Source organism: Alicyclobacillus fodiniaquatilis (assembly GCF_042678105.1).
GTDB lineage: Bacteria > Bacillota > Bacilli > Alicyclobacillales > Alicyclobacillaceae > Alicyclobacillus > Alicyclobacillus fodiniaquatilis.
Genome location: NZ_JBHUCX010000083.1, coordinates 212,087 through 224,419, shown reverse-complemented (window position 1 = coordinate 224,419; position 12,333 = coordinate 212,087). Strand labels below are relative to the sequence as shown.

General features: G+C 45.7%; 15 protein-coding genes. 9 read left to right on the top strand and 6 right to left on the bottom strand.

Annotated elements, in window-relative coordinates; genetic code table 11:
- From ACFSB2_RS20680 to ACFSB2_RS20650, 7 genes are all read left to right on the top strand, one after another.
- A partial coding sequence (locus ACFSB2_RS20680; RefSeq protein ID WP_377945001.1) for an RNA-guided endonuclease InsQ/TnpB family protein occupies positions 1-302 on the top strand: 302 nt, incomplete at its 5' end.
- A 226-nt stretch (positions 303-528) separates the two neighbouring features.
- Positions 529-1,203, top strand: a complete 675-nt coding sequence (locus tag ACFSB2_RS20675; protein WP_377945000.1) for an HAD-IA family hydrolase — start codon at positions 529-531, stop codon at positions 1,201-1,203.
- Between the two features lie 135 nt (positions 1,204-1,338).
- Positions 1,339-1,764, top strand: a complete 426-nt coding sequence (locus ACFSB2_RS20670) for an SgcJ/EcaC family oxidoreductase (RefSeq protein ID WP_377944999.1) — start codon at positions 1,339-1,341, stop codon at positions 1,762-1,764.
- 220 nt (positions 1,765-1,984) lie between these two features.
- Positions 1,985-2,542, top strand: coding sequence for a GNAT family N-acetyltransferase (locus tag ACFSB2_RS20665; RefSeq protein WP_377944998.1), 558 nt, complete (start codon positions 1,985-1,987; stop codon positions 2,540-2,542).
- A 280-nt stretch (positions 2,543-2,822) separates the two neighbouring features.
- On the top strand, positions 2,823-3,326 hold the full coding sequence (locus ACFSB2_RS20660) for a GNAT family N-acetyltransferase (protein ID WP_377944997.1): 504 nt from the start codon (positions 2,823-2,825) through the stop codon (positions 3,324-3,326).
- Between the two features lie 193 nt (positions 3,327-3,519).
- Entirely contained in the window at positions 3,520-4,494 is a 975-nt protein-coding gene (locus tag ACFSB2_RS20655; protein WP_377944996.1) for a nucleotidyltransferase domain-containing protein, read from the top strand.
- Positions 4,491-5,012 carry a GNAT family N-acetyltransferase gene (locus ACFSB2_RS20650; RefSeq protein WP_377944995.1) on the top strand — a complete coding sequence of 174 codons (522 nt, stop codon included), beginning with the start codon at positions 4,491-4,493 and terminating at the stop codon, positions 5,010-5,012. Before ACFSB2_RS20655 ends, ACFSB2_RS20650 begins: the two co-directional genes overlap by 4 nt.
- 434 nt (positions 5,013-5,446) lie before the next feature.
- On the opposite strand, the gene ACFSB2_RS20645 is transcribed toward ACFSB2_RS20650, so the two are convergent.
- The 4 genes from ACFSB2_RS20645 to ACFSB2_RS20630 all read right to left on the bottom strand — a co-directional run bounded on the left by ACFSB2_RS20645 (position 5,447) and on the right by ACFSB2_RS20630 (position 8,587).
- On the bottom strand, positions 5,447-5,884 hold the full coding sequence (locus ACFSB2_RS20645; RefSeq protein WP_377944994.1) for a YybH family protein: 438 nt from the start codon (positions 5,882-5,884) through the stop codon (positions 5,447-5,449).
- 262 nt (positions 5,885-6,146) lie between these two features.
- The gene (locus ACFSB2_RS20640; RefSeq protein WP_377944993.1) at positions 6,147-7,127 is read right to left on the bottom strand and encodes a sigma-70 family RNA polymerase sigma factor; all 981 of its coding nucleotides are present in this window, start codon (positions 7,125-7,127) and stop codon (positions 6,147-6,149) included.
- 201 nt (positions 7,128-7,328) lie between these two features.
- Positions 7,329-8,237: a phosphotransferase family protein gene (locus tag ACFSB2_RS20635; protein ID WP_377944992.1), complete on the bottom strand. Its 909-nt coding sequence runs from the start codon at positions 8,235-8,237 to the stop codon at positions 7,329-7,331.
- Positions 8,234-8,587 (bottom strand): hypothetical protein, encoded by a 354-nt coding sequence (locus ACFSB2_RS20630; RefSeq protein ID WP_377944991.1) that lies wholly within the window; start codon positions 8,585-8,587, stop codon positions 8,234-8,236. Before ACFSB2_RS20630 ends, ACFSB2_RS20635 begins: the two co-directional genes overlap by 4 nt.
- Positions 8,588-8,783: 196 nt before the next feature.
- On the opposite strand from ACFSB2_RS20630, the gene ACFSB2_RS20625 reads away from it, so the two are divergent.
- Entirely contained in the window at positions 8,784-9,431 is a 648-nt protein-coding gene (locus ACFSB2_RS20625; RefSeq protein ID WP_377944990.1) for a metallophosphoesterase, read from the top strand.
- A 334-nt stretch (positions 9,432-9,765) separates the two neighbouring features.
- A complete protein-coding gene (locus ACFSB2_RS20620; protein WP_377944989.1) occupies positions 9,766-10,917 on the top strand; it encodes a MauE/DoxX family redox-associated membrane protein in 1,152 nt (383 codons plus the stop codon).
- Between the two features lie 100 nt (positions 10,918-11,017).
- Here ACFSB2_RS20620 and ACFSB2_RS20615 read toward each other — a convergent pair whose 3' ends face one another.
- On the bottom strand, positions 11,018-11,200 hold the full coding sequence (locus tag ACFSB2_RS20615; RefSeq protein ID WP_377944988.1) for a hypothetical protein: 183 nt from the start codon (positions 11,198-11,200) through the stop codon (positions 11,018-11,020).
- A 122-nt stretch (positions 11,201-11,322) separates the two neighbouring features.
- Entirely contained in the window at positions 11,323-12,225 is a 903-nt protein-coding gene (locus ACFSB2_RS20610) for a helix-turn-helix transcriptional regulator (RefSeq protein ID WP_377944987.1), read from the bottom strand.
- Between the last annotated feature and the right edge of the window lie 108 nt (positions 12,226-12,333).

Sequence of the window (12,333 nt, the reverse complement as noted above, 5' to 3'; positions counted from 1 at the left end):
AGTATGGTCTGATCGCATTCGAGAACTTGAACACGCAGGGCATGGTCAAGAATCACCACTTGGCAAAGAGCATCGTTGATGCGTCATGGAATCAACTCGTCACACTCACCGCGTACAAAGCGGAAGAAGCTGGTCGTGGTGTTGTGCTGGTTGATCCCAAGAACACAAGTCAACTTTGCTCAAACTGCGGTGAAATGGTACCGAAGAAGCTCTCCGAACGTACCCATCATTGCGAACACTGCGGATACGTTCAGGACAGAGATATCAACGCCGCAAAAAACATTTTGAAGCGTGCAATATAGCGTTACTGGTTGGCTTGGACTGAGCCTTCAGGACATAACGTAGGCGGGTTGCGCCATGCGTGTTCTGAGAAGCCCCTGCCTTTAGGCATGGGGAGTGGTCACCAGAGAAGCTTTCAAGCTGTATGACAATTTCAATGACAGTGTGGTGTACGGCATGTTGGACAGAGAGTGGAGCGTATTGCGCAGTGCGGGTACTACCAAATAAGAGAGATGATGGTGAGTTTTTATGATTCCGTTTGCAGCCTTATTTGATATGGATGGAACGATATTCAAAACGGAGACAATTGTGGATTCTGCTTTTGAAGCCACATTTACAAGCTTACGAAATGAAAACAAATGGCATGGCGAAACCCCATTAGCGCAATATCACTCAATTCTTGGGGTTCCGTTGGAACAAGTTTGGATTGAAGTTATGCCAGAGGCCTCTGATGAGGTGCGGCGAAAGGCCGATCAATTGCTTTTATCATTCTTAATCGAAGAATTGAAGTGCGGAAACGGTGAGCTATACGAAGGGGCAAAGGAAACGCTTGTGGAGTTAGCTGAAATGGGAGTCCCTTTGTTTATTGCGAGTAATGGTTTAGAACCATATATTGATGCAATTATTGAATCCGAAGGATTGCATGCGATATTTCAAGATTTATATAGTGCTGGTCGTTTTGGCACAATGTCAAAAACCGAACTCGTTTCTAAGCTATTGAATGATTATGGAATTCAATCTGGGGTGTTTATCGGCGACCGGAAAGGGGATATAGTCGCAGGGGCTCAAAATGGTCTTACGACGATTGGATGCCAATTTGGTTTTTCTCACTTCAATGAACTGAAAGACGCAGATCACATGGTTACTGAATTTTTTCAGATAGGAAAACTGATTAAACGTGCTTACCAATCCGTGTTGAAATAGAGAGTGCAAAAATTTCATTTCAAGTAACCTTAACCGCCACATGCATCTCGGTAGTTTATGCGGCACAAGTGTGGTTTTCTTCTTCAATGATATAATCGGAGTGTTGAAAATGGTCCAGATATTGGAGGCGTGTAAATGGAACACAATATTGAAAACATGGAGGCAATACGTACCCTGTTTATAGGCCTGGTTGAAGCCTGGAACAATGGGGATGGTATGGCTTACGCCAACCATTTCACTGACGACGCGGATTTTGTTACGGTCAACGGTATATATCTAAAAGGTAGAGCGGAGATCGCTGAAGCTCATCAAAGGTTGTTTAACGGTCCATTAAAAGGATCGAAACTGGAGTTAACGGAAGATGTCCATGCTCGATTTTTGACTGAGGATATTACAATTGTCCACGGTGGTGGGGAAGTCAAATTAGAGAATATGAATGACAATCCAGAAGACCGATTGTCAATCAACACGAGTGTCGTCGTTCGTCAAAATGGGGAATGGAGAATTACGGCATTCCACAATTGTAGTGTACAAAAGATACAAGGTGGATTTCGGAAATAGGATAGTTATTCATAGGTTTCTATTTAGAGCGGGAGTGTGAATGTTTAACAAGCTTCGCAATTCGTTCTCTGCATCGCTACATTCCAACGCGACCCGGTAGTCGCGTTTTTGTTACTTGAATCTGTCTTACACACTGAACAACTTTATGTCGAGGATCGCGCCGTCTTGGGTTGATTGGTATTATTGTGCAAACGAAGCTACGTTTAAATGGAGGGGGAACATGAACCAATCTCCAATGATTCGAGGTAAAACAGTGGTACTTAGAAAGCCCAAAGAAAGCGATATTCTGGATCGCTTTAAGTGCGGGAGAAGCAAAGAGCTTGTCAGAATGTATGGCGGGGACACACGGCACTTAAAACCGTTCACGATGGAAGATGCAAAAAAGTTTGTTGACAGCGTTTTATCGCATGAGCTTGATTGGTGTATTGAATTTAAGGGACGGTGCATAGGCCAAACACGACTTACCTTGAGTAGGGAGGATTACCGTGCGAGATATGCAATTGGCATCTTTGACACTTCCGAATTAGGCAAAGGTCTTGGAACCGAAGTTACTCTACTGGTGCTACGGTATGCTTTCGAAGAACTGAAACTACATCGAGTAGATTTAAGAGTACTGGAATACAATCATCGTGCAATTGCTTGCTACGAGAAGTGTGGATTCATGAAAGAAGGCATAGAAAGAGAAGGAGTTTTTATTGAAGGTAAATTTGAAACAGATGTTTTCATGAGCATTTTAGATCGAGAGTACGCAGCTAAAAAAGGGACCTTTGTCCAGTGAAGATGGTGAACACTCGGGTGAATCTTTAACAAGGGTCGTGATTCGTTCTGCGTCTCTCCATCCCCATTGAGTCGCGTCGATTGATTTGGGTCGCCTTGTATCTGAACGCATATGAGTGGAGCTGTGTACGGCGTCATCCCATGTGCCATTTTAGCCACTCCGTTTCGCCACCTCGCCTTCGTGGCGTTACGTCAAAACCGCGTCGGCTTGGTTTGATTTCTTTTGTTTTGTTATCAAAAGTTTAATGATTGTTCTTGTAAACACTGGTTGAGGTGAAAAAATGATACTGCATAATGGCGACATACGATTACGTCCGCTTGTTTTGCCAGATGACATTGATCTAGCAGTTCCGTGGTATCAAGACCCAGAGCTGCTGTATTACTCCGAAGGTGGAGCCGGTGCAGTTCCGTATGATGCAGACGTGGTTGACAAGATGTATAAATACCTGTTGAACAAAGGTGAAGTCTTTATTATCGAGGTGCAGACCGCTGATGGCTGGTTCGCCATTGGTGATGTGGCTCTTTGTACGGATTGTCTGCCCATTGAAATTGGTAACGCAGAATATCGGTCCAAGGGTATTGGCGCTAAGGTACTCGACTTAATCATAGACTACGCCAAGTCTCAAAGGAGAGAGAAGCTATTTGTTAACGGTATATACACATACAATGAACGCTCCTACCGTTTGTATAGAAGCCGTGGATTCTCTGAATTAGAGAGGCGTGTTGATGATGATGGGAACGAGTGCATACCGATGGAATTGTTCTTGAAAGGGCGCGAATCTTGAAGAAAACACCATATCACCTCCTGTATCATCATTTTAACACGCTATGACTGGCGTGTTTCTATTGCTGCGTTTTTCACGTCGTATCTCTATACGAAAAAATCAAAACCCAGTCACCTTGCAGCACCTGATTTTGGTATTATTGTGTAAATGGGCGTTTTAGTCCAACAAGAAACTCGGTAAAAGGACTGATGTCATGATACGCAATGATGCGCTCATCGACTTGGGAGGAAGGTATCTTCACGAGTTAAACCTATCTCACGTGAAATACGCATTCGCTGGCGGTTCAGTGGGACGTGGAGATGCTGATGAATTCAGTGATCTTGACATCACAATTTGCGTGGAAGAGTCTGAAATATACGAAAATAAAAATCTAGTTTATGAAGGTGAATTTGTTCAGGTGGACTTCGTTGCGCCCATTATTATGAATGCGATTAGCGAAAACCCACTAGAATATAGATACTTGCTGGAATCAAAGCCATTGTATGATCCGCTGGGGAATTTCAAAGCCATTCAAAATCATGCATGCCAATACTTTGGTTCGACTGTTGGACGGATGGAGACTTTGAGTCAATGGACGAAGCTCGTTGAGCAAAGGAAGCAACGGGCCATCCAAAGTATTGACCAGAATATCCCGTATTCAGCTACCGTCGCTGGCGGAGCCGCTTGGGCGGATGCCGCCTTTATGGCAATGTTCTTTGCGTCTGGTTCTTGTTCCACAGGCAAGTTAATTCCTTGGATGGAAACCAACTATGAATTTCAAATCATTAAAGATATATGCAAATGGCTCAACGTATCCGATGAGGATGTGCCGCTGATTTTACGAACCGTGGAACGCTTTAGAGAGTTCTTACAGGGGCAATATCCAGATAGGGCAAATGATTTTGTGCTTTCACCACTCCAAGATGCTTTAAATGCAAAGAAGGCAAAACGCTTGGTAAACACAGGTCAATTAGCAAATTTGGCTTGGCAGTTTTCAGGAGAAGCATTTTGGCTTTATCTTGAAACTTCTAATGGATTGTCACTAGACGAATATGTTGAACGACTACCGAAACCTTTGGCAATGGATTTAGAGAGAATCGGTTTTGCGAAATTGGATTCATTCTCAATACATGAACTCAGCAGAGTAGCAGATGAATTGATGCTCCGCATAAAGGGAGATTCATTATGATAAAAAAGATGACGTCTGCAAATATGAATGACTATAACAAGTCAAACGATGGCTTCGTTGTTTCAGGACGGATTATACCCAAGTATGAAGACAACACGTGGACATATACGGAGGAGATATTTTCAGAGCCATATTTAAAGCAGTATGAATATGAAGAGATCGATGTAAGTTATACAAATGAAAAGGGAAAAGCTGTTTTTTTGTACTACGGAGACAACGAGTGTATTGGTCAGATTAGGCTTCGTTCCAATTGGAATGGTTATGCTCTTATCGAGGAAATTGGGGTCCGTAGCGATTGGAGAAAACAAGGTATCGGAACGGAGTTATTGAAAAAGGCCATTGAGTGGGCAAAGCAAAAGAACTTTGCTGGAATTATGCTCGAAACGCAAGATGTTAATGTTTCAGCTTGCCATTTTTATGCCAAAAACAATTTTGTAATCGGTGCAGTTGACAATATGCTGTATTCTAATTTTTCCACAGCCAATGAAATAGCGATTTTTTGGTATCAAAAGTTTTAGTTTTATTTCGAAGGTATAGAATCCTTATGTGTCAAGAGGTTGCAAATTATTAACAAGCCCGCGCTTCGCCGACATATCGATGCGGCTCTGGTCGAGTCGATCCGGATTACTTGAACTACAGAACCAGCACACAGCATGTAGATTGGGAAAAACTATATATGAGAGGGATAATATGATAACGAAAATAATCGATGGAGTATCATTTGAACTGAAAGCAGATTTTAATTTTGATTTTCCTTATGAATATGGTCAGGACAAGTAAGAGCGTATTGAATCAGCCGAGGCAGGTAGGATCCAAAAATCTCGCTAATGTCACTAAAATGGGCAAATAGTTGCATCGTTTAACACCGATAAGGGCTCGTGCCCATACCGCACAAGCCCATGCTCATTTGCGCTCGTTGAATACATTCCCAATGTGGCTGAGGACGTTGTTCTCACTTTAAATCAAAAATGCCCTTTCCCGTTTCCATATGGATTGGCAGTGATGAATGCTCATGTTTAATGATCCAAGATCCATTTTCTTTTCTCAACCCGAATGTGAATCGATTGGATATCTGACGAAGTTTCTCCCCAGATTGGGTATAGGCAGCGTACGTGACACGACAATGGGCGAAGGCGAGATTGTCATTTTCTTCAATGACTACATCGTCAAAATCGGTTTTGAGTACAACGTCTTCCTCGCGCAAACCATCAAACCATGCTTTGACGCCTTGCTTCCACTTCGAGATTCCGATGCACGCCCAATCATTCCAACAATCATAAATGTGGATGTCCGTAGCGTATGTAGATAAAAACTTCTCAACATCTTTCTCATAAGTCGCCGCTTTGTAATTTTCCAGTACATCTTGAACGTGATCGAAAACTGCTGTCATGTATAAAATCCCCTCCGGTATTGAAGTATATGGCCTGGATTTAACGGCTTTTCTGACAATTCCGCCACTGACCAATCACTCCTCAATGATGTGATTCACATATATAGACGAACAAACACACCCCAAATCATCGGGGCAGCATAGAACATTTTCATTTTGTAGATATTTCCTATCCTGAGAGTAAAGTCGATACCTCGGTGCCGCGCTATCCGCGATGCCTTGATTGACTTGTATTTTCATGGATCTGCTGGTGCGGGATGCGTCACGCATGGCGGTCTATTGGTTGATTGGCATTCAGTCGACTTGGTAAACCAAATCGCGCATACAGTGCAGCATCGATAAACGTGTGGATATGTGCAATTTTACTGTCTTTGACCTCCAGCACATGTATGCCCCAGGGTTCTAAAGTTTCGTTCGATCCCGCTGGCACATATTGTGCAAATGCAGGGGTGTTTCCGTTCACTGTGACTGGCACCAGTCGGGAACCCACGCAGTGGCTTTTCGTAGCTTGGTAGAAGGAAACGAGATTGGATCGACCACGAACCCACATGACAAAAGGTGGCATGGACAAGCTGCCATCTTCGTGGAAGAGTGCCATCAGCGCGTCGATGTCGTACGCTTCGAAAGCGTCAACATAGCGGTTAAGCAACTGGAGATCGATAGTGACGTCCAAGTCGCGAAACGCCGCTGACCGAAGATTGGCTTGGCTGATGTTCTTTCGCGCTCGTTGCAGGGCGCTGTTTACACCTGCCGCAGTCATTCCCAATGCATCCGCGGATTCTTTGGCTGACCATCGAAAAACATCGCACAGAATGAGGACTGCTCGTTGGCGAGGCGGTAAGGTTTGCAGTACAGCGATAAATGATAGGCGAATGGTATCTTTTTGAGCCACCAATTCGGCCGGATCGCGAATGGTGCCAGGCGCTGGCCAAACCCAGGCGGTCAGAGGCAATTGGTCCTGCGGTTCGCTGATTGGTGAAGTTGGTCCAGACAGGTCCATGGGAAGCGCGCGTCGCTTCGCACTCCGCAGCTTGTCCAAACAGATGTTGGTGGCAATGCGGTACAGCCAAAATCTGCGCGAAGATTCTTCCCGCAACTGATCCCAATTCTGCCACGCGCGAATGAAGGTGTCTTGCACGGCGTCATCTGCATCGAAAATGGAGCCAAGCATCCTATAACAGTATTGGGTGAGTTCGGGGCGTAAAATCTCAGCCGCAGCCAGCTCGACTTGCTTTTCACTCATGACAGCCGCCCTCCTTTTAGCTTAAACCTCTTTCAACTTTAACACGGATACGAGAGATTTTACGTGTCATTCTCTGTGGCAAAGAAAAAGTTCCTTACCGTGGACGTAGAAGGCAGGTAATCCTGTCTCAACCCACGAAAAGGAACACACGTGATCGCAATCTTCTTTTTCACATATAGAGCAGTCATGCCTGAAAACAATTTACATTTGGCTCAGCCAATATTGTAGGGCTTCACTTGGAGGCGCCGCCCCATTCCTGATGGACATCCGCAGCATGTGAAGAATCATCACAGACCGCCACACAGTCATAAACTCATCACTCACTGGCGCTTCTGCGGTATAACCGTCAAAGACACTCTTTTGATCCGCAGTCGCTCGCCATGGCATGAAATCATACGCAGGGTGGTTGATGTAGGCGTCGCCAAAGTCGATCACGCCAGAAAAAGTATGGTTCTCTACGTTAACAAATGTGTGCGGTGGACCTGGATTGGCGTGGAGCGCAACCGTTCCAACATTTGCTGGAAGTGCATCCAATACACGCTTCGCCACTTGTTCAGTTGTGATGGTCAGCGACCAGCCGGTTGGTCTATCTCCCAGTTGTTCAATCACTGTCGCAAACGAGTGCTGGATGGCGTCCTTTACATCAGTTACACAGAAGTCTCCTTGGAACAGTGGACTTTCTTGAAAAGGTGTTTGGTCGAGCGAATGGATATGCCTTAGCGTTCGTCCTAAGTCATAGAGCACCCGATGTCGCTCTTCACCTTCGAGCTGTAACCATCGCCATGCCACACCGGGCATGCGCGTCATCACGGTATATTCGATGTCGCCGTCTTTTCCATATCCGAGAACACGCGGAACTGATATATGTTCATCTTTTGCACAGATTTGATTGAGGAAGAAAACCTCTTTTTCCAAGCTGGTTTGAGGCCGGATTTTAGACGGACGTTGTGTCTTCAGAACGAGGTGATCGTCGACGAGATAAGTGCGGGCTCGATTTCCTGTTTCATCGACCTGCTTTACCTCCCGCGCCTCTGGTACATGCCTTTGTATCAAATCAAGGACAACTTCATTGCTGAGTACGGGATCCAGCGTGGTATTTATATCCTTCATTCTCTTGATTCCCCACTCTCTTCGTTCGACACATCTTCACTGGGCACTTGAGTGACTTCAATTTCTCCTTCACCATCTTCACGTTCATAAAGGTCAAATAGTTCAATGAACTCGTTCCGAATTAATTCGACGGCTTTTAATTCTCCACTGACAACCTGGTGGATTGCCTGTAATTCCGGTTGGGCCAGTTGCTGAACAAGTGTTGCACGCTTGACGTCCAACCGCTGCAAAAACTCAAGCGCACGCCCACGGCGGAATGTTTGGGGGCCATGATGCCTGTGCCCATGTCCAGGCCCATGATGCCTATGGTGTCCAGGTTTCTCGTGCCCACGATGTTCTCCATGTCTCATCTAAATCAATCTCCTTGTATGCACATGCAAGTGCTTTTGCATCGGATTGTATACAAATGAATACATCATGTCAACTCAGATATTTCTTCGTTTCATGCAACCTTCATGAATGCGCTCATACGCTATCAAGCTATTTTCAACTTTATTTCGGCATAATCAGTAGTATTAGATGACTTCAATTTGCGGGGGTGCATGTATGCGGTGGATCATTGGAGATGTACATGGGTGTTTCGCGGAATTGATCCGGTTGCTGCAAAAAATCGATTTTCGTTCAGACCGAGATCATGCAATCTTCCTTGGGGATCTCGTCGATCGCGGTTCTCAGTCCAAAGATGTTCTAGACTTTGTTCAAGCTGGTCAGGCGAAAGGGTGTTTTCAGGTCGTTCGCGGCAACCACGAAGACGATTGGATGCGTGCGGTACGTACAGGTGTAGTCGATTGGTTCAGCAGCTTGTATCCGGAGACGTGGAAGAGTCTAGCTGGGCGGGATGGTATCAAACGCTTGGCGGATTGGACAGAAACGCTGCCTTTTTATGTGGAAACAGAATGCGCTTTGTTGATTCACGGCGGGATGATTGCGGACAAGCACTATACCAAACAGGATGACAAGGACTTTTTATGGTCGCGCAATTCCGAGTTTATTCCTGCTGAATATCGCGATAACAAGTTGATAGTGCATGGGCACACGCCGTCGGAGTATCCGATTGTGTTGCCGGATCGCATCAATATTGACACGGGCTGCGTATTTGGTGGGCATTTGACCACATTGTCTCTAGATGCATTGGAGCGAGGTGAAATCGTTTGGCAGAGTGTGGAGGGGTGGGGCAGGCGAGAAGTATGCTGACAAGCACTAACTATAGCCTGGAAAAGCTTCCAACCAATCAGGGCCAAATGGCTTTTAGGAGCTCCGCCGACACTGATTGACAAGGAGAATATCTTCAATGATTAAGAATCTATCATAATGCTTGAGAATTTAGCGAAGTTGCCATACGGTAAAAGGAAGAGTGCTCTTCGACAGCGAAATAACAAAGTGCACATATATTTGAATGCGTTTTCAAGTGGTTGGTGGTGGGCACTGTCACCATTTGCTCCGGTCAATCGATGTTATTGTGATAACGGTAACTCAACATCGGCCGATGCGTAGGGTTCGGTAAGTTTGAAAGAACGGAGGATAGGGTATGAGCACAAAGGTCGAAACCGCTCAACAGACGATGAGTTCGCGGGAGCGGTCATTTGCGGTCTTGCACTTTGTCTGCCGGATCATTCTGGCGGCTACGTTTGGCATATCGAGCATTCAGAAATTTATTTTCCCGACGGCGTTTGAGAAGATTCTTCAAGCCTATCATTTAGGGAACGGAATCGCGCATATTGCCGTTGCGCTCATTCCCTTGCTGGAGTTTGCCCTGGCGGTGACACTGCTGTTTGGCATCGTCATCAGAACTTCGGCAATGACGGCAATGGTCGTATTGGCTGTCTATATTGCGCTCATGGGCGTCAGTTTGTCGACTGGCAACGTCAATCATGGCTGTGGTTGCTTTATTGGCGTGTCCAGCTCACATTCATGGGCAACTTACGTGGTGGGGGGAAATTCCATCACCATCGCCGATGTCATTCGCGATTTATTATTGCTTTTGGTGGCACTGGTTGTTTGGCTCACGCGCGACCCAAAACTTGGTCTCGACAAATTTTGGACCAACTCACCTGACTACTGGCGTTGGTATCGAGGGCATGGGTATCTGACGGGAGCTTTGATCATCGTTTTCGCAGTTTCAACCGCCTTGGCGGCGATGGCAGAAGTAAATTTGAACCGCGTTCAAAATGCGCCGCTGTCGATGGCAGCAGACTTTCATCCTAGCGCGAAAATTGCTATAGGGAAACAAGCGCCAAATTTCTCTTTGCAGACGGCAAATGGCGCGAAGTATTCGCTGAAAGCCTATCGAGGCAAGGTGGTGCTACTGGAATTTTTCGCGATCTGGTGCTCGGATTGTCATGCGGAAGCGCCCATTGTCAATCAACTTGAGAAGACATTCCCAGCCACGAAGTTTCAAGTGCTCTCCGTGATTGCGAGCCCGTATTCGAAAGACTACGAAACGTCTAACGGATCGGACACCAAACCTTATACAACTGCTGATATCAGCTGGTATAAGCGTACATACCACGTGGAGAACCCAATTTTGCTAGATCCGCAGTTTTCTGTGACCAATGAATACATTCAACAATCCTATCCGAATCTGATCTTGATAAATGGACAGGGCAAAATCGAAGACACTTACATTGGACCCACGCCATTGAACAAAATCAGCGCCGCCATCAAAAAGTTGTTGCATTAATTGTTTGATTGAAGTGACGCCATGTGGCCGGAGTGATACAATGTCGCCACCCCGGCCATATTGAGTGATATAGGCCATTTCATGTTTACGAGCAACGAGTTTACGGATTGAGTGGCGATTCAATTTCCCGAACAGCATGTTCCCAGGTGGGGAAATAGTAAAGCGCATGTTGCATCAATACGGGATTGGATTGTTTCACTTTCTTCTTATTCAAAGATTCGCCTTGTTCACCAAGCTGCTTGATTTGAGTTACGACTTCTTCTGCGCTCATTTCCAGTTTCATCGTAGTCACTCCTGTCAGCTGAGATGGGTACATCCCCAGTCTGTCCCTTGATGCGGCGCATTAGACGCACCAAATGGCGTTATCTACGCCTGTCCAGCGCGTGATAAGCGTAGATAACTGTCTTAATAGGCTGTGATGATTCCACGCTTTCTATATTCCGATGGTGGCATCGAAAAGTGGCGTCGGAATGCGCGGGTGAAGGAGTAGAGGTCTGGATAACCGAGCGAAAGCGCGATCTCCGTAATGCTGTAATGGGATGTTTCCAGCATTTCCGCCGCCTTGCTCATTCTGATGTCTTGTAAATACTGATTGGGACTCAAGCCGTATTTTGTCGCGAAGGAACGTGAAAAATGGGAGCGGTTTAACCCGGTGCGCCTGACCACATCGTGAACTGTGATGCCATCCATGTAGTGGAGGTGGATGTATTCTGCCGCTTTGCTTAACCAATCGTCGTCTTCATCCAATTGGCGTTCTATCGCCTGTATCGATAGTTCGTGAAAAAGCGCATAAATCAGGGAAAGGATTTTCGCATCATAGCGTGATGACGCGTTGCTTGTGTCCATTTCTGCGAGCAGTGCGCAAATGTCGTCGATCACGCTTTCGACATGCGGGTTCAGGATATTTTTGAGAATCAACTTGTTTGGCGCAACTCGAAGCTTCTTTGCAAGAATTGGAGCTTGTCTGCCGCCTAGCGCAATCCAGAACATGCGAAGCGGTTGGGGAGATGCGGAAAAGACGCTTTCGTGCATCTTTTCTTTCTCCGCATGCGGATATCCATATTGATGTGTGAGATTTGGCCAAAGACAAAACATATCGCCGGATTCCAAGATGTCGTTTTCATTGAAGACCAGCTTGCCTGAACGGATGAAATGGAAACTATAATATGTGATAAACCGCGGCCCCATGTGATAATTTGGTTTGGCGATATTTTGCCCAGCGCGGATGAGCCATAGTCCGCTCGTCTTTTCAAGCGACGAAGGCGTATGGAACCAATGATCCACAAATTCGTGATTGTGTTCTCTCATGCATCGCTCCTCCTCACAAATTGACCAATCTATTTGCAACAGAATGACATTTTGCAGCATTCATATAAAACTTATAATACGCCTAGGTCCACCCGTTATCTAATTTTT